Below are 17195 nucleotides of genomic sequence, written 5' to 3' on the forward strand. Positions count from 1 at the left end.
AGTCGCCTGAGGGCAGGCGACGCCGTTCTTGAGGGCGGTTGACATGTCTGTCACGCACCCTTGGCGCGCCCGTGACTACCCTAAGTGGAGAGAATCTCCAGCCTTCCTTTCTGCTTGCCTGTGGCTTTTACCCTCGCTAGGGCGCGCCCGCCGGGGGCAGAGGGGGGAGCCAGGGCTGGCCACCTTGCTCGCTGCCCGGCCGCTCAGACGGCGATGACAATCTTCCCGAAGTGGGCGCCGGACTCCATGTAACGCAGGGCCTCGCGTGCCTGCTCAAAGGGGAAGCTCCGGTCGACGACGGGCTCGAGGCGGTGCTGGGTGAGGAGCCGGTTCATGTCCTCGAACATGGCGCGGCTGCCCACGTAAGTCCGCTGGACATCGAGCTTCTTGGGCTCCACCAGGGCGGGGGCCGGCTTGGCGAAGCCGCCGCTGAGCATGCCGATGAGGGAGATGTGGCCCCCGGGCTTCGTGGCCCGGACGGAGTGGGGGAAGGTCTGCTCGCCGACCACCTCCAGGACGTGGTCCACGCCCTGGCCGCCGGTGAGCGCCAGTGCCTGTTCCTCCCAGTCCGGGTGCTTCTTGTAGTTGATGGTGCCATCCGCACCCAGCGTCCGGGCGTGCTCCAGCTTCGCGTCCTGGCTGGAGGTGATGAGGACGCGCGCCCCCATCGCCTTGGCCAACTGGAGCGCGAAGACGGACACGCCGCAGGTGCCCTGCGCCAGTACCGTCTGGCCCGGCTGGAGTCGGCCCTCGGCGACCAGGGCGTTCCAGGCGGTGACGGCGGCGCACGGGAGGGTGGCGCCTTCTTCGAAGGACAGGTGGTCAGGGAGGAGGACGAGCCCCTCCGCGTCCACGACGACGTACTCCGCGAGCACGCCATCCACGCTGCCACCCAGGGCGTTCCGCGTCTTCTCCGGCGAGGCCGGGCCGTCCGTCCATGTCTGAAAGAAGGTGGGGGCCACGCGGTCACCCGGCGTCACGCGTGAGACGCCGGGGCCCACGGCCACGACTTCTCCCGCGCCGTCCGACACGGGGATGAGGGAGGCAGGGCGCGGTCCGGGATAGCGGCCCAGGGCGATGTAGAGGTCCCGGTAGTTGAGGGACACCGCGCGGATCCGGACCAGCGCCTGGCCGTGGCCCGGCGTGGGCTCCGGCCGCTCCACCTGCACCCATGCGTCGGCGCTCCCTGTCTGCTGCAGTTCGTAGGCTTTCATGCGGGCATGACTATCCACGGACCGTCAGGGCGGCCAGACAACCATGCGGGAAGGGCTCGCTGGCTGGGTGGATTTGCCCGGAGTGAAGTGGTTCGCCGTGGGCGCCTGCCTGGTGGCCAGGGAAGAGGGGCGGCAAAGGGGTGGGCAGGGGCGGCAAACCCGGCTACATGCTGGCGGCAGGGGAGCGGCCCGCCGAACGGGACGCTCCGGCTGCTGCCCCGGGTTCTCGCATGATGCCGAATCATCCCATGCCGCTGTCTGTCGCGCCGATGATGGACTGGACGGACCGCAACTGCCGGTACTTCCATCGCCAGCTCAGCCGCCACACGCTGCTGTACACGGAGATGGTCACCACGGGCGCCATCCTTCATGGCGACCGGGAGCGGCTGCTGGGCTACGACGCCGCGGAACACCCGGTGGCGCTCCAGCTTGGCGGTTCGGAGCCGGCAGCGCTCGCCGAGTCCGCCCGCATCGGCGAGCAGTGGGGCTACGACGAAATCAACCTCAACGTGGGTTGCCCGAGCGACCGCGTCCAGTCGGGCCGCTTCGGCGCGTGCCTGATGGCGGAGCCGGACCTGGTGGCTCGGCTGGTGGGGGCGATGCGAGAGGCGGTGAGCATCCCGGTGACGGTGAAGTCGCGCATCGCCATCGACGAGTTGGAGGAATGGCCCACGCTGGAGGGCTTCATCCGGAAGGTGTCCGCCGCGGGCTGCACCCGCTTCATCGTGCACGCGCGCAAGGCGTGGCTCCAGGGGCTCAGCCCCAAGGAGAACCGCGACGTCCCGCCGCTGCGCTACGACCTGGTGCACCGGCTCAAGGCGGAGTTCCCGCACCTGGACATCAGCATCAACGGGGGCATCAAGACGCTGGACGCCGCCGCGGAGCAGCTGCGCCACGTGGATGGGGTGATGATGGGCCGCGCTCCGTACGAGAACCCGTACCTGCTGGCTGAGGCTGACCGGCGCTTCTTCGGCGCCACCACGCCGGTGCCGCAGCGGCACGAAGTCGTCGAGGCCATGCTGCCGTACATCGAGAAGGCCATGCTGCGCGGCGCGCCGCTGGGCGCCATCACCCGGCACATGCTGGGGCTCTTCCAGGGGCTTCCCGGCGCGCGCGCGTGGCGCAGGCACTTGAGTGAGAATGCCCACAAGCAGGGCTCGGGGCCGGAGGTTGTCGTGGCGGCGCTGGCGAAGGTGCGGCGGGAGCCCGAAGCCGAAGTCGCGGCCTGACCGGGGGCATCACCCCGACACCAGAGGGAACCGCAGGTTCGAGCCGCTTCCCTTCGGCCCGGCATGCGATTCCCTCTGGCCCACCGCCGCGCTCGGCGTGGTCTTCGCCCGCACGAAGCTCCCCGCCACCAACGTGGTCCCCAAGCCCCGCTCCAAGTCGGCGCTCTCACGTGGTGTCAGGCATTGCATCGGAGCTCGGCCCCACTCGCGAGCACCCCCGCCTCTCCGGGTGCATCAGGCCCGGAATCAGCACCCGCGGCCGGAGCCGCCGTGTGCATGGCCATTCTTGTCGCATGCCGTGGCCGCGAAGTGCCCGTCATGGTTTGCGCATGGTTCCTTCACGAAGCGCGTCCAGCAGCGCGGGTGGGTCGCCTTCACGAAAGGCGGAGAGTCCCGCCTCGAAGTCCGCGCGCGCGCCGTCCACGTCACCTTGCCGCTCACGCAACACGCCGCGCGCGTGCAGCAGCTCCGGGTCCACCTCGTCGCCCGTCTGGGACGCGAGCGCCTCGGTGAGGTCCTGCGCTGCGTCGTTCAGCCGGCCCAGGCGGGCCCGCGCGGCGGCGCGCTGCTGGAGCAGCCACGGGTTGCCGGGAGCCTCCTCAATCGCGAGCGTCCAGTCCCGCTCTGCCGCCTCATCCCGGCCCAGCGCCTCCAGCGCCTCGGCGCGTTTCATGTGCAGCACCAGCGCCTTGCGGTAGCCCGAGGCGACGAGCGCGTCGAAGTCCGCCACCGCGTCTTCATGGCGGCCCAGTCTCGACAGGCACAATGCACGGTGCAGCCGGCTGGTGAGATGGCCGGGTGCCAGCGCCAGCACGCGCTCGTACCACTCCAGCGCTTCAGCGGGGACGCCGCCCCAGATGGCCAGCGTCTGCGCCACTTCCAGCAGCACGCGGGCCTGCCGGGGATGCACCTCCACCAGCGTGCGTGCGAGCGCAAGGGCGGACGCGTACCGCCCGCTGCGTCGCAGGCGGTCCACCTCCCGCAGCTGGGCGGCCAGCTCCGGGGGACAGGCTTCGCGGCCGTTGCGCTCCACCGCCGGTGTCTCAGCCGTTCTGGGGGAAGGCGCGCGTCGCCGCGTCGTAGTCCGCCCACCAGCCCTGGAGCACCTTCATGTCAGTGGCGCGCGGCTCGTCGCCGGGGCCCGCCATGTCCAGGTACGCGTGCAGCAGCGGCCGGAAGTAGGGGTGCGCGCAGCGGTCGATGATGTCCTGGGCGCGCCGCTTGGGCGAGCGGATGTCCATGTTGAGCGCGTAGCCCTGCTCGGTGACGACGCACTTGATGTCGTGCTCGGTGTGGTCGATGTGCCGCACGTACGGCATGACACAGCTCACCGTGCGGCCATCCCGCAGCCGGCGCGTGGACGGCGTGTGGACGATGCTCAGGTACGCGTTGCGGAAGAAGTCACCCGAGCCGCCCAGGCCGTTGACGATGCGCGAGCCGTCGATGTGCGTGGAGTTGACGTGCCCGTAGATGTCCACCTCGATGGGCGTGTTCATCGCGATGACGAAGAGGCGGGAGATGATTTCGGGGCTGTTGGACAGCCACATGGGCCGCAGCACCAGCCGGTCCTTGCTCCGCTCGAACATGTCGAGGAAGCGCTGGCGGCCCTCAGAGGAGAAGGACACCGCGGTGGCGGACGCGTATTCGAACTTCGCGTCGTCCTCCACGTAGCGCAGCATCCCGTCCTGGAAGACCTCGGTCCAGAAGCGGATTTTCTGGAAGGGAGAGTCGTAGAGCTGGCTGATGATGGCGTTGGCCACGTTGCCCACGCCGGACTGGATGGGCGGCAGGCGCTTGCCCCACTGGTACTGCTCACGGCAGCGCATCAGGAAGTCGATGACGTGCTCGGCGATGCGCTTGGCGGTGTCATCCGCCGCCTTGAAGGGCACCGGGTGGTCGGGCGTGCGGGACTCCACCACCGCCACCACCTTGCTCACGTCGAACTCCACGTAGGGGTTGCCGATGCGGTCCCTCACGTTCACCAGCGGCAGCGGCCAGCCCACGTGCGGATGGACGGCGGGCAGGACGATGTCGTGGAAGCCCGTGTAGTCCGGCCCGGAGGTGTTGACCTCGAGGACGATCTTCTTCGCGCGGGCCAGCGCCTCCGCGCTGATTCCCACCGACGACGTGAGGACGACGCTGCCATTCTTCCGGATGCGCGACACCTCGACGACGGCCACGTCGATGTCGCCGTAGAAGCCATACATCAGGTTGCGCGCGAAGGCGGACAGGTGGACGTCCGTGAAGTCCATCTCCCCGGCATGGATGCGGCGCCGCGAGGCAGGCGAGGACATGTACGGACCGCGCTTGGCGATGAAGGGCGCCATGGGGCCCTCCACGTCCTCGGACAGGGACGCGCCGGACAGCAGGGTGATGCGGGCGTCCGGTGCCGTCTGGGAGAAGTGCCAGGCAAGCGCCGGCAGGAACGTCTTCGGCTCACCCGACTTGGTGAAGCCGCTGATGGCCACGGTGTTGCCGTGGACGACGTGCTTCACCGCCTCTTCGACGGGGACGACCTTCGCCAGCAACTCGGCGTTCTCGATGCGGTCCTTCAGCGTGCTCGTCACGGTCATTCCTGGAAGGTGAATGCTGTGGGGGCAATGGGTGTAACACACCGCGTCTTGCCCGTGGCCACGGTGTTGGCCGGGAACAGATGGGCAGGCAGGCATGTTGGTGTGCGCGCGATTCCGTCCCCCGGTTCGCGACGCGATGCCGCTAGGCTGCGTCCCTCTTCAGTTAGCCCCCCTTTCGTCGGGAGACATCCTCTACATGCGTAAGCTCTTCTTCGCTGGCGCGGGCATGGCCGTACTCGTGTCCGCCGGCTGTGCGACGACCTCGCAGGAGTCCCAGAACATGGCCACCGCGCCTCAGACGACCGCCCCCGCCGCGCCGGCTGCTCCGGAGCAGGCCAACCCGCTGCTCGCGAAGTGGACGGGCGCCCATGGCGGCGTGCCGCCGTTCGACCAGGTGAAGGTGGAGCTCCTCAAGCCAGCGCTCGAGGCCGCGATGGAGCGGACGCGCGGCGAGCTGGCGGCCATCGCCAACGACACCTCGGCGCCCACGTTCGAGAACACCATCGTCGCGCTGGAGTCCGCCGGCAAGACGCAGGGTGACGTGGAGACGCTCTACGGCATCTGGAGCTCGTCCATGAGCGGGCCGGAGTTCCAGGCGCTGGAGCGGGAGATGGCACCGAAGCTGGCCGCCTTCGACGACGAAATCTTCCAGAACGAGGCGCTCTTCCGCCGCATCGAGGCGGTGTACCAGTCGCCCGACAAGGCGAAGCTGACGCCCGAGCAGCAGCGGCTCACCTGGCTGCACTACACGCGCTTCGTCCGCTCCGGCGCGAAGCTGGACGCGGCGGCCAAGCAGAAGCTGGCGGCCATCAACCAGCGGCTGGCGTCGCTCTACACGTCCTTCAGCCAGAACGTGCTCGCGGACGAAGAGGGCTACACCGTCGTCCTGGAGTCCGAGGCGGACCTGGCGGGCCTGCCGGATTCCGTGCGCGCGGGCGCCGCCGCCGCGGCCGAGTCGCGCGGTCAGAAGGGCAAGTGGATCATCACCAACACGCGCTCCTCCATGGAGCCGTTCCTGACGTACTCGTCGCGGCGCGACCTGCGCGAGAAGGTCTGGCGCAACTACGTCAACCGCGGTGACAACGGCGACGCGCGCGACAACAACGTCATCATCGCCGAAGTCCTGAAGCTGCGCGCCGAGCGCGCCACGCTGCTGGGCTACAAGACGCACGCGCACTGGCGGCTGGAGAACGCCATGGCCCGCACGCCCGAGCGCGCCATGGAGCTGATGGAGGCCGTCTGGAAGCCCGCGGTGGCCCGCGTCCACGAAGAGGTCGCGGACATGCAGCGCGTGGCCAACAAGGAGGGCGCGAAGCTCAAGATCGAGCCCTGGGACTACCGCTACTACGCGGAGAAGGTCCGCAAGGCGAAGTACGACCTGGACCAGAACGAGGTGAAGCCCTACCTCCAGCTGGAGAAGCTGCGCGAGGGCATGTTCTGGGTGGCCGGCGAGCTGTTCGGCTTCTCCTTCACGCAGGTGAACGACGTGCCCGTGTTCCACCCCGACGTGCGCGTCTGGGAGGTGAAGGACCAGGCCAGCGGGCGTCACGTGGGCTTGTGGTACTTCGACCCGTACGCGCGCAAGGGCAAGCGCTCCGGCGCGTGGATGAACGCGTACCGCAGCCAGGAGCGGTTCCGGGGTGAAGTCACCACCATCGTCTCCAACAACTCCAACTTCGTGAAGGGCCAGCCCGGTGAGCCCGTCCTCATCAGCTGGGAGGATGCCTCCACGCTGTTCCACGAGTTCGGCCACGCGCTGCACGGCCTCAGCTCCAACGTGACGTACCCGTCGCTGGCCGGCACCGCGGTGGCGCGCGATTACGTGGAGTTCCCCTCGCAGCTGCTGGAGCACTGGCTGTCCACGCCCGAGGTGCTGAACACCTACGCGCTGCACTACCAGACGGGGAAGCCCATTCCGCAGGCGCTGGTGGACCGCATCGAGAAGGCCGCCACCTTCAACCAGGGCTTCGGGACGGTGGAGTACCTGTCCAGCGCGCTGGTGGACATGAAGCTGCACCTGGCGGGGGCTACGCCCATCGACGCGGACGCCTTCGAGCGCGACACGCTCAACGCGCTGGGCATGCCGAAGGAAATCGTCATGCGGCACCGCACGCCGCAGTTCGGCCACGTCTTCGCGGGTGATGGGTACTCGGCGGGCTACTACAGCTACCTGTGGTCGGACACGCTGACGGCGGACGCCTACGAGCGCTTCACCGAAGGCAAGGGCGCCTACGACAAGGACGTGGCCGCGCTCCTGCGCAAGCACGTCTTCTCCGTGGGCAACACGCTGGACCCGGCCGACGCGTACCGCGCCTTCCGGGGCCGTGAGGCGGGCATCCAGGCCCTGATGCGCAAGCGCGGCTTCCCCGTGCCCGCCGCGCAGGCCGCGCCGAAGAAGGCCGCGAAGTAGTCGCCCGGTGACGGGCCCGGGCTACCCCTCCAGCGGGAAGAAGTGGCTGAAGGGGCCCGGGCCCTTGCCCAGGGGCAGGGGGTGCTCCAGCGCGGCGGTGACGTAGTCCTTCGCGCGCCGGGTGGCCTCCAGCGGCGTCTGCCCCAGCGCCAGGTGCGCGGCGATGGCCGCCGACAGCGTGCAGCCCGTGCCGTGGGTGTTGCGCGTGTCCACCGCGCGCAGGTGCAGCGTCTCCATGCGCTCGCCGTCGAACCAGACGTCGGTGCCGCGCAGCGCGCCCGTCATGCCGCCGCCCTTCACCAGCACCGCCTGGGGGCCGAGCCGGTGGATGCGGCGCGCGGCCTCCCGCATGTCCTCCAGCGTTTCCAGCTTCATGCCGGCGAGCAGCTCCGCCTCGTGCCGGTTGGGCGTGGCCACCGTGGCCAGGGGCAGCAGCAGCTCCTTGAGCGCGCCGACGGCCGCGTCGTCGATGAGGCGCGCGCCGGCGCGGGACACCATGACGGGGTCCACCACCAGCGGACCCAGGCCCAGCGCGCGCAGGCGCTGAGCCACCGTGGTGATGATGGCCGGGTTGACGAGCATGCCCGTCTTCACCGCGCCCGCGCCGATGTCGGAGGCCACGGCGTCGATTTGCGCGGCGACGGCTTCGGGGGGCATCACGTCCACGCGGGTGACGCCCTGCGTGTTCTGCGCGGTGATGGCCGTCAGGGCGCTGGTGCCATGAACGCGGTGGAAGGCGAAGGTGCTCAGGTCGGCCTGGATGCCGGCGCCGCCGCCGCTGTCGGAGCCGGCGATGGTGAGCGCGGTGGCTACGGACTTCGAAGTCTCCATGGCCGCCATGGTGCGGGAGCGGGCGCTCCGCCGCCAGTGCTTCCCGCGCTCACGGGTCCAGGAATGCGTGTTTCACCGCGTCCAGCAGCGGGTCCCTGTGGCCGTTCGTCGGCTGAAGGAAGTGCCCCTGGCTGATGGTCCAGATGATGGCGCCGCCCAGGTTCTTCTCGCGTGCGTACTGGCCCTTGACGGAGATGGAGCGCGGGTCCTCGTAGGAGACGTAGTTGCAGAGCCCCGGGCCGTGGCCGGTGGGAAAGGACAGGTAGGGCACCTGGGCCACGTCGTCCCAGCGGCTGGCGTCCGCACGGTAGTAGTGCGTCATGATGTTGGTGTAGCTCATGAAGTTGTCGCTCTGGCCCTCGAAGACGCCCTCACGACCATCCAGGGGCGTGTTCGGCTCCGTCACGCCGCCCCAGCACGTTCCGAAGAAGCCGATGCCCATGCCCAGCCGTCCCGCGGGCACGCCCGCGTCCAGGTAGCCCTCCACGGAGTGCGAGACGGAAGTGGGGTGGAACTGCGAGTGACCGTAGAGCGGACTGGAGTGCCAGCTCTCCCAGCCGCCCCAGTGACCGCTCATCTTGTAGGACATGATGTTGAGCTGGTCCACGCGCGACGCCAGCTGCTTCATGAAGTCGGCGCGATAACGGCTCATCTTGAAGTTGGAGTTCAGCCAGTCCACCGGCACTGTGAGGATGATGTTCGGCCGCGCGGCGCGCAGGCCCTCCAGCAGCGCGAGCAGGGGCTCTCCGTCATCGGGCTCCATGGGCGCGCCTTCCGGGATGTCCGCGGCCAGGATGATGGGCTCCCAGTCTACGTCGATGCCGTCGTAGCCCAGCTCGTCCATGAGCTGGATGATGTTGCGGATGAAGTGCGCGCGCTGGGCCACGGACGCCGCGTGCACGAAGTTCTCATGCTCGCCGAAGCCGCCGAGCATCAGCAGCGCCTTGCGCCCTTGCTGGTGCGCGCGCGTCGCCAGGGCCTTGGCCATGGCGCGGCCGTGGCTGTCGTCGATGTTGGCGTCGAAGTTCGCGTTGAGGGTGCCGTTGGGGTTCGGCTTGACGCGGCCCACGACGAGGTGGGTGATGCCCGCCAGGTCCACCGCATCCACCGGCTGCATCCACAGTTGGTAGCCCACGAAGTAGCCCGTCACCCATTCGGTGGGCTCGCCCCCGGCGCGGGGCTGGATGGTGTTGGCGACCGCGAGGGGGCCTTCCCCCTTCTCGTTGGTGGCCGCCACGGTGATGCGGTACGGCACGCCGTTGACCAGCCCGGGGATGACGGCGCTCGCGGCCGGCGCGTCCACCGTCACGGAGACGCCCCCAGGCTCCGCCGTCAGCCGGTATTGGCGCAGCGGCCGGCCACCGTAGCTGGCCGGAGCCAGCCAGCTCACGAAGGCGTGGCCGTTGCCCGGAGTGGCCCGGACGCCACGGGGCTGGCCCGGGACGGTGGGGTTGGAGATGGAGAGGCCGGGCTGCGGCGTCACCAGCTCCGATTGCGCGGAGGCGGGACCTTCCCCGTTGATGTTCACCGCCGCGACCTTGAAGGTGTACGCGAAGCCGTTGTGGAGGCCGCGCACGGTGGCCTGGAACTGGTCCGACGTGACGATGGCGCCGCCACAGGCGGGCTCACATCGCACGATGTAGTACATGACCGGGTGGCCGCCGTCGCTCGTGGGCGGAAGCCACGTCACCAAGGCCTCGGCATCGGCTGCCTGGGCCGTGGCCGCACCCGGGGCGCCCGGAAGACCCGGGTCCTCCGTACCTCCACCAGTGCAGCCAGCGAGTGTCCCCAACACCAGGCCAAGCCAGAGCTGTTTCCACACCGTGGACGGCTGCTTCACTGCGCACCCCCTGCGACGATCCGCGTCGTTTACACGACTTGCGTTTCGCGGTGAACATGGAAAATGGTTGCAGCGCTGTAAATCTGTGATTCGTGGAGCCGAGGCCTACTGTGGGGCTCTGCCCCGGAGAAGCAGTGGGGTGGCGGGCCGCCTTTGCTAGCGTGAGGCGCCCCCACCGCGAGTCTTGCCGATGAAACGCATTCTCTTGTCGTTGTTGGTTGTCGTCGTTGCCCTCGCGGGGGTTCTCCTCACGAAGGCTTTTCGCTTCACCTCGCGGCAGGTCCAGCCGGAGGCGCCCGCGGAGTTCACCGTGGACGCCGATGCCGCCGCGGCCCGGCTGGGCGGTGCGCTGCGGCTCAAGACGCTGGCGGCGGCGGAGGGGCAGCCCGCGGAGGATGCAGCCTTCGCCGCGCTCCACGACTACATGCGGGAGCAATACCCCCGGCTCCACCAGGTGCTGAAGCGCGAGCCCGTGGGGGCGCACTCGGTGCTGTACACCTGGACGGGGACGGACGCGTCGCTGCGCCCGGCGCTGCTGCTGGGGCACCTGGACGTGGTGCCCGTTGCGCCCGGCACGGAGGCGTCCTGGACTCACCCGCCCTACAGCGGGCTGGTGGCGGACGGCTATGTCTGGGGCCGGGGCGCGCTGGACGACAAGGGGAGCGTGTTCGGCATCCTGGAGTCGGTGGAGGCCCTGCTCGCGGCGGGCTTCCAGCCCAAGCGCACGGTGCTGCTCGCCTTCGGTGGGGATGAAGAGGTGGGTGGGCGCGAGGGCGCGGAGGCGATGGCGAAGCTGCTCCGCGAGCGGGGCGTGACGCTGGAATCCGTGCTGGACGAGGGCGGGATGATTGTGTCCGGCACCGTGCCCGGCGTGGCCTCACCGGTGGCCCTGGTCGGCGTGTCGGAGAAGGGCTTCGCCAGCGCGGAGTTGGTGGCGGATGGCGAAGGTGGCCATTCGTCCATGCCGCCGCCCCAGACGGCCGTGGGCGTGCTGAGCCGCGCCATCTCCCGGCTGGAGGATGCGCCCATGCCCGCGAAGCTGCGCGGTGGCAGCCGGGCCCTGTTCGAGTTCGCGGGGCCGGAGATGGGCTTCGGGATGCGCACGCTCTTCGCCAACCTGTGGCTGTTCGAGCCGCTGGTGCTGCGCCAGCTCACCGCGAAGGCCACCACCAACGCGGCGGTGCGCACCACCACCGCGGCCACCATGTTCGAGGGCAGCGAGCGCGACAACGTGCTGCCCGCCCGCGCCCGCGCGGTGGTGAACTTCCGCATCCTCCCGGGAGACTCCGTGGCAGGCGTGCTGGAGCACGTGCGGCGCGTGGTGGATGACCCGCGGGTGAAGGTGAGCACCCTGGGCTTCATCAGTGAACCGTCGCCCGTGTCGCGCATGGACTCCGAGGCGTGGTCGCAGCTCCAGCGCAGCGTGCGCCAGGTGTTCCCCGACGTCGTCGTGGCCCCGTACCTCATGCTGGGCGCGACGGATTCGCGCTACTTCACCGGGCTGAGTGAGAACGTCTACCGCTTCATGCCGCTGCGCCTGGACGGCGCCGACCTGTCACGCCTCCACGGCAAGGACGAGCGCGTGTCGGTGAAGGGCTACGCGGACGCGGTGCGCTTCTACGCCCAATACGTCCGCAACGTGGCCCAGTGACGCCGGTGGGAACGGGTTGAATGGCCCGCACGGGACGTGTGAGCCCCGTGATTCATGCCGCTTCCGGCTTTCTACGAAAGTGATGTTTCGGGCGTTGTTGTCATGAATGTAGATGTGCGCAGCAGACAGGGAGCTCATGGAAAGTCCGTTATGCCTGCACATCTGCGCGCCGTCTGCACCTCGCATCCGTTGACTTGCCGTGACGCGTTGACAGCGGTGCGAAGCACTTTCAGCATTTGCTCCCATGGTGAACCTCCATCGCAGGTCTCGGCTGGCGAGCGCGTTGCTCGCATCTCTTCTCTTCACATTGGTGGCCTGTAACGGCGGGGGAGGTGCGGCGAAGCCCGATGCCGGCACCGGCCCGAACATCCCGGACGGGTCGACGCCGGATGCTGGCGACGACTGTGGTGACGGCCAGCGCCAGTCCGGCGAGGCCTGTGACGACGGCAACAGGGTGGACGGCGACGGCTGTAACGCGACGTGCACCACGGTGGAGGGCGGGTTCATCTGCGAGGTGCCGGGAGCGCCGTGCGTCCGCTTGGTGAACTGCGGAAACGGCCGCGTCGAGGACGGCGAGGAGTGCGACGACCGGAACCTGGTCAGCGGTGATGGTTGCAACGGGAGCTGCCGGATCGAGAGTGGCTGGGCATGCCCGGCCCAGGGTGGCCGCTGCCGCGCCAAGGAGTGCGGTGACAACATCATCGCCGGTGATGAGGAGTGCGAGGACGGCAACACCACCCCGGGCGACGGCTGCAGCGACGTCTGCCGGCTCGAGGACGGCTGGAAGTGCCCGCCGGGTCAGTCGTGCAGCCGCACCACCTGTGGTGACGGCATCACGGAGGGCACCGAGCAGTGCGACGACGGCAATACCGTGATGGGTGACGGCTGCTCGCCGCTGTGCACCAAGGAGCCCCGCTGCTCGGATGGTAACTGCGAGGAGACGTGCGGCGACGGGCTCATCCTCCCCAACAGCGCCGTTGAGGAGTGCGACGACGGCAACACGCGCGCCAATGACGGCTGCTCGCCGGACTGCAAGCTGGAGGATGGCTTCGCGTGCGTGCTCGTCACGCAGGAGCCGCCCGCGCAGGTGTCCATCCCCGTCGTCTACCGTGACTTCCGCGGTTGGGACCTGCCCGCCGATCCGGCGAATGGCCTGCCCCGCGGCCACGAGGACTTCCAGTACCGGAACGCGGGCCGTGAGGATGGCATCGTCGAGAACCGGCTCGATGCCAATGGCCGCCCCGTCTACGCGAAGGAGGGCCAGGCGTCGAACAACACCAGCAACCGGGCCAATTTCGACCAGTGGTACAAGGCGGTCGAGAACGTCAACAAGACCATCGTCGGCTCCTTCGTGCTGGGGCGGCAGTCCGATGGCTCATACGTGTTCGATAACGATGCGTTCTTCCCGCTCGACGATGTCAGCGGCAGTTGGGTGGCCGAGGGCCACGAGCCGCGGCGCGGGGACCTGGTGGGGCAGCAACGCAACTTCCACTTCACCAGTGAGGCCCGGTACTGGTTCCAGTACAAGGGCTCTGAGGTGCTGACGTTCCGCGGTGACGACGACGTGTGGGTCTTCGTCAACGGCCGGCTGGCGCTGGACCTGGGCGGCGTGCACGGCCCGGCGGAAGGCACCATCAACGTGGCAAGCCGGGCGAGCTCGCTGGGCCTGCGGATGGATGGCATCTACGAGGTCGTCGTGTTCCAGGCCGAGCGTCACACCCACGGGTCTTCGTACCGCCTCACGCTCAACAACTTCCTCACCGCCCGCACCGAGTGCACCGCCACCTGCGGCGACGCCGTGGTGGACGAGGATGCCGGCGAGGAGTGCGACGACGGCGTCAACGCCGGTGGCTATGGAGAGTGCGGCCGTGGCTGCCTCTGGGGCCCCCGATGTGGCGACGGCGACGTTCAGGAGGACGAGGGCGAGGAGTGCGACGACGGCAACACCGTCAGCCGCGACGGTTGCAGCTCGACGTGCCGGCTGGAGATTGGCTGAGTCCGTCGTCATGAGGTGAAGGTCGAGGCGCCGCTCCGGAAGGTTCGTCCTTCCGGAGCGGGGCTTCCCTGAAATCGCTGAGTTCGTGCTGCCAAGGGAGCAGGCAGCCTCCGCTGGACGGGCGTCTGCTATCGTCCGCGCGCCCCATGGCCTCCCGTTCGTTCGCGCTTCCACTGTGCCTCATGTTGCTCGTGCTTGCCGCTCCGGCACGGGGGGCGGTGGTGCGCCCGGGGTTGCCTCCTCCCGAAGAGGTCATGGCGACGCTTCGGCAGCTGGAGACGGCCCGGGCACGCGGCCGCGCCAGCGCGATGGACAGCGAGTTGGAAGCGCAGTCACGGGCGCGGCCCGGGGATTTAATGCCGCGGATGTATCGGGCGTGGCTCACCTTTCCCTCGGACGCATGCTGGAACGAGCTGAAGGCGCTCTCCACCCTGGACCCGGAGAATCCGTGGCCCTTCGTGGGCATGGGGCTCATCTACGTGCGCTGGGGGCTGCTGGCGGAGGCGCGGCCGCCCATCGCCGCCGCCCTGAAGCAGGCCCCTGGCTTCGCACCGGCGCTGTGGGCGCAGGGCGTGTTGCTCCAGGCGGAAGGCAAGCCCGCGGAGGCGGAAGTCCGGCTGCGTGAGGCGCTCGCCCAACTGGATGCGCCGCAGATTCGGACGTCCCTGGCGATGTTGCTGGCGGGGATTCCCGAGCGGGAAGCGGACGCGCGCGCGGAGCTGACGCGGACGGTGGAGGCGTGGCCCGAGCAGCCCGAGGCGCTGCGGAAGTTGGCGCAGCTGGCCCGCGCCGCCAACGACGTGCGTGCGGCGGCGACCGCGGGCGAGAAGCTGGTGGCCCTCAAGCCCCGGGACAAAGAAGCGCACCGGCTCCAGGCCGACCTGTGGCTGGCCGCCTCGGAGAAGGAGAAGGCCGCCGGGTCGCTGGAGCGCTACGCGGAGCTGGGCGGTGTGGAGCCTGCGGCCCTGGGGTTGCTGGCGCGGTTGTATCGGGAGCTGGGCCGCGCCGACGCGGAGGACAAGGCCCTGGTCCGGCTCGTCACCGCCGCGCCAGAAGACCCGGAGCCGCTGCTTCGCCTGGCCGAGCTGGCCGAAGCGCGCGGAGATTCCAAGGCGGCCGAAACCCACCTGGTGAAGGCTTCCGAGCGAGCGCCCGCCCGCGCCGACATCCACGTGCTGCGGGCCCGGTTGGTGTTGAAGCAGGAGCGTCACCAGGATGCGCTGGCCGCCTACCGCGCGGCGCTGGCGGCGCCCGAGCGCCGGGTCGCCGAGGCCGAGAGCGAAGCCGCCGCGCTGGTGCGCCACTTCCGGTTGCCGTCCCAGCCGGCTCGGGGGACCCAGGACCAGATATACAACCGGGTGTCACTGGGCCTGGTCGCGCTCTACATGAACCGGCTCCAGCAGACGCCGGGCATCAAGGGCAACCTCAAGGTTCAAGTCCAGGTGGACGCGTCCGGCCGGGCCACCGGCGTGACGGTGCTCTACGACAGCCTCAACGAGGCGGTCATCACCGGCCACGCCCACTTCGCCTTCATGGACGCGCAGTACCCGCCGGGGCCCGACACGCCCGTGTTCCAGTACGTCTTCCGTCCGCCGAAGTGAGCTACGGACCCGGCCGTGCCTGTTCTGGCTCGGCCGGGCCGGTGGTCGCGGTGACTTACGGATTGCGCTGCTCGGTGCCGCTGCCGCCGTAGCCCTGCACCTGGTTGCGCATCCGCTGCCAGGTGGCGCGAGCCTGCCGCTCCTGCTGCCGCTGCGACTGGAGCTTGCGCTGGGACTCGTCCACCTTGCGCTGGGCGTCCGCCGTGGCGGAGGCGAAGTCGGCCTCGGACAGCTCCTGGGCGCGCACGTCCTGGTTCGCCTTCAGGGCCTCGTATTCGGCCTGGCTGAGCTTCGCGTCAGCCACCGCCAGCTCGTTCTCACGCAGCTCCTTCTCAGCCTCCATCGTCTTGATGGCGTGCTCGCGGTACCTCACCTGGGCCTGGGCCGCGCTCATGCTGGAGTCCGCGCTTTTCAGCTCGGCCTGCGCCTGGGCGATGTTGCTGCTCTGTCCGGTGGCGGTGGCGGCCTTCAGCGCTTCGTCATGCGCTTTCCGGCGGGCCTTGGCCGCGTCCTCGTTGCGCTTGGCCACCTCCAGCTCCTGGCGCGCATCCTTGAGGGCCACGTCGGAGCGGGTCACCGCGTCCTGGGCCGTGCGCAGCTGCGTCTGGGCCTCGCGGACGTCGCCCAGTTGGCCCTCAGGTACCCGGGCCAGCCACGACTCGTCCACCTTCGCCGAGCGCGTCGAGCTGCACCCAACGCTCGCCACCGACAGGGCCGCTCCCATCATTACGCCCGCAAGAACCCGACGCCTTCTCGATTGAAACATGCTCCGTCTCCTCTCCGTGTGCGCGTGTTGCCTGCAAAGACGGTAGTCACGCGCCGCTGGGGAGGCAGACGGCAGGGAGGCGTGTCGTGGCGCTGCCCCGACGAGGATGGGCGCGAGCGCCTGCCCGCACGCTCGCTCCATCCAGTGGAGACGGTCAGCGCTTCTCCAGGACGACGGCGTAGAACTCGATGCCCACGCCCTCACGGTCCTCGTCGGTGATGTGCTCCGGGGGCAGCCCGAGGAACTCGCGCACGGGCAGCACGCGGGTGGCATCCCGGGCCCAGGGGCCACACAGGTCCAGGTACTCGGGCAGGGAGTAGAGCTGGAAGGACTCGCCCATCTGCCGGAACATGCCGACGAACTGCTCCCACTTCGGGGTGCTGAGGTCCGGTGACTTCGTCTCGAAGGTGGTGAACAGCTTCGAGCCTGGGGCTGCCCAGTCGTACAGGTCGCGGAAGAACTGGCGGTTCTCTTCGGCGGACAGGAACACGGTGATGCCATTGGCGCCGAAAGCGACGCGGCGCTCTCCCCCCAGGAAGGCATTCACGTCCGGCCGCCGCAGGAAGGCACCCGCCTGGCGGATGTCGCATTCCATGTAGCGGACGCGAGGCGTGTCCCCCAGCAGATGGTGGGCCGTGGTGATGGTGAGCGGGTTGACGTCGCTGTAGAGCACGCGGGCGTCTGGCAGCACGGCGTGGACGTGGTCCCCGGTGGGCAGCCCCGACGCGAAGTCCACCCAGTGGTGGAAGCCGTCGGCCGCCAGGCGCTGCGCGGCGGTGCGTAGGCAGGCGCGCAGCATGCGCACCCACTTCCGGGTGGAGGGCAGCAGCGAGAACATGTACTCCGCCGCCTGCCGGTCGGCTTCGAAGTGGTGCGTGCCCCCCAGCGTGTAGTCGTAGATGCGGGCGGCATTGGGGACGTTCGGGTTGACGCCCGGGATTCGGGCGAGCGCTTCGGTATCCATGCGGTCAGGGCCTCCAACGTATCGACGTGGTCTGCGGCATTCCTTCGAGTCCGGTGCGGATGAGGCCCACCAGGAGGAAGTCGCCGTCCTCGCACCATCGTATGCGCTGGGCGCGATTCC

General features: G+C 69.4%; 12 protein-coding genes. 5 read left to right on the forward strand and 7 right to left on the reverse strand.

Going from position 1 to position 17195, the window contains the following annotated elements:
- Positions 1-203: 203 nt before the first annotated feature.
- Positions 204-1214 (reverse strand): NAD(P)-dependent alcohol dehydrogenase, encoded by a 1011-nt coding sequence (locus tag F8M74_RS11075; RefSeq protein ID WP_141258179.1) that lies wholly within the window; start codon positions 1212-1214, stop codon positions 204-206.
- Between the two features lie 230 nt (positions 1215-1444).
- Between F8M74_RS11075 and dusA the strand changes: the two genes are divergently transcribed.
- Positions 1445-2443 (forward strand): tRNA dihydrouridine(20/20a) synthase DusA, encoded by a 999-nt coding sequence (gene dusA, locus F8M74_RS11080; RefSeq protein WP_141256236.1) that lies wholly within the window; start codon positions 1445-1447, stop codon positions 2441-2443.
- Positions 2444-2759: 316 nt separating this feature from the next.
- Here dusA and F8M74_RS11085 read toward each other — a convergent pair whose 3' ends face one another.
- Together F8M74_RS11085 and F8M74_RS11090 are read right to left on the reverse strand one after the other, a co-directional pair.
- Positions 2760-3476 carry a tetratricopeptide repeat protein gene (locus F8M74_RS11085; protein WP_141256235.1) on the reverse strand — a complete coding sequence of 239 codons (717 nt, stop codon included), beginning with the start codon at positions 3474-3476 and terminating at the stop codon, positions 2760-2762.
- A gap of 10 nt (positions 3477-3486) precedes the next feature.
- Positions 3487-5016: an acetyl-CoA hydrolase/transferase C-terminal domain-containing protein gene (locus F8M74_RS11090; RefSeq protein ID WP_141256234.1), complete on the reverse strand. Its 1530-nt coding sequence runs from the start codon at positions 5014-5016 to the stop codon at positions 3487-3489.
- Positions 5017-5212: 196 nt separating this feature from the next.
- Here F8M74_RS11090 and F8M74_RS11095 point away from each other — a divergent pair, with 196 nt between their 5' ends.
- A complete protein-coding gene (locus F8M74_RS11095; RefSeq protein WP_141256233.1) occupies positions 5213-7426 on the forward strand; it encodes a M3 family metallopeptidase in 2214 nt (737 codons plus the stop codon).
- Positions 7427-7447: 21 nt separating this feature from the next.
- Here F8M74_RS11095 and thiD read toward each other — a convergent pair whose 3' ends face one another.
- Both thiD and F8M74_RS11105 read right to left on the reverse strand, forming a co-directional pair.
- Entirely contained in the window at positions 7448-8266 is an 819-nt protein-coding gene (gene thiD, locus F8M74_RS11100) for a bifunctional hydroxymethylpyrimidine kinase/phosphomethylpyrimidine kinase (protein WP_140861686.1), read from the reverse strand.
- Positions 8267-8306: 40 nt separating this feature from the next.
- On the reverse strand, positions 8307-10097 hold the full coding sequence (locus F8M74_RS11105) for a glycosyl hydrolase family 18 protein (protein ID WP_141256232.1): 1791 nt from the start codon (positions 10095-10097) through the stop codon (positions 8307-8309).
- 190 nt (positions 10098-10287) lie between these two features.
- Here F8M74_RS11105 and F8M74_RS11110 point away from each other — a divergent pair, with 190 nt between their 5' ends.
- The 3 genes from F8M74_RS11110 (at position 10288) to F8M74_RS11120 (ending at position 15345) form a co-directional block, all read left to right on the forward strand.
- Positions 10288-11748 (forward strand): M20 family peptidase, encoded by a 1461-nt coding sequence (locus F8M74_RS11110; RefSeq protein ID WP_171410162.1) that lies wholly within the window; start codon positions 10288-10290, stop codon positions 11746-11748.
- A 244-nt stretch (positions 11749-11992) separates the two neighbouring features.
- Positions 11993-13744, forward strand: a complete 1752-nt coding sequence (locus tag F8M74_RS11115; RefSeq protein ID WP_141256230.1) for a DUF4215 domain-containing protein — start codon at positions 11993-11995, stop codon at positions 13742-13744.
- Positions 13745-13998: 254 nt separating this feature from the next.
- Complete coding sequence (locus F8M74_RS11120; RefSeq protein ID WP_228559724.1) at positions 13999-15345, forward strand: tetratricopeptide repeat protein; 1347 nt, start codon at positions 13999-14001, stop codon at positions 15343-15345.
- A 55-nt stretch (positions 15346-15400) separates the two neighbouring features.
- Here F8M74_RS11120 and F8M74_RS11125 read toward each other — a convergent pair whose 3' ends face one another.
- Positions 15401-16072 carry a hypothetical protein gene (locus F8M74_RS11125; RefSeq protein WP_228559725.1) on the reverse strand — a complete coding sequence of 224 codons (672 nt, stop codon included), beginning with the start codon at positions 16070-16072 and terminating at the stop codon, positions 15401-15403.
- A 193-nt stretch (positions 16073-16265) separates the two neighbouring features.
- Positions 16266-17075, reverse strand: coding sequence for an SAM-dependent methyltransferase (locus tag F8M74_RS11130; RefSeq protein ID WP_141256227.1), 810 nt, complete (start codon positions 17073-17075; stop codon positions 16266-16268).
- Positions 17076-17195: the final 120 nt, after the last annotated feature.

Source organism: Myxococcus sp. CA023 (assembly GCF_010998615.1).
Classification (GTDB): domain Bacteria; phylum Myxococcota; class Myxococcia; order Myxococcales; family Myxococcaceae; genus Myxococcus.

What these genes read in the sequence shown, in the direction of transcription:
- F8M74_RS11120 (WP_228559724.1), top strand. Translation starts at nt 13,999, where the DNA reads ATGGCGACGCTTCGGCAGCTGGAGACGGCCCGGGCACGCGGCCGCGCC.
- F8M74_RS11125 (WP_228559725.1), bottom strand. Translation starts at nt 16,072, where the DNA reads ATGATGGGAGCGGCCCTGTCGGTGGCGAGCGTTGGGTGCAGCTCGACG.
- F8M74_RS11110 (WP_171410162.1), top strand. Translation starts at nt 10,288, where the DNA reads ATGAAACGCATTCTCTTGTCGTTGTTGGTTGTCGTCGTTGCCCTCGCG.
- thiD (WP_140861686.1), bottom strand. Translation starts at nt 8,266, where the DNA reads ATGGCGGCCATGGAGACTTCGAAGTCCGTAGCCACCGCGCTCACCATC.
- dusA (WP_141256236.1), top strand. Translation starts at nt 1,445, where the DNA reads ATGATGCCGAATCATCCCATGCCGCTGTCTGTCGCGCCGATGATGGAC.
- F8M74_RS11075 (WP_141258179.1), bottom strand. Translation starts at nt 1,214, where the DNA reads ATGAAAGCCTACGAACTGCAGCAGACAGGGAGCGCCGACGCATGGGTG.
- F8M74_RS11095 (WP_141256233.1), top strand. Translation starts at nt 5,213, where the DNA reads ATGCGTAAGCTCTTCTTCGCTGGCGCGGGCATGGCCGTACTCGTGTCC.
- F8M74_RS11090 (WP_141256234.1), bottom strand. Translation starts at nt 5,016, where the DNA reads ATGACCGTGACGAGCACGCTGAAGGACCGCATCGAGAACGCCGAGTTG.
- F8M74_RS11130 (WP_141256227.1), bottom strand. Translation starts at nt 17,075, where the DNA reads ATGGATACCGAAGCGCTCGCCCGAATCCCGGGCGTCAACCCGAACGTC.
- F8M74_RS11115 (WP_141256230.1), top strand. Translation starts at nt 11,993, where the DNA reads ATGGTGAACCTCCATCGCAGGTCTCGGCTGGCGAGCGCGTTGCTCGCA.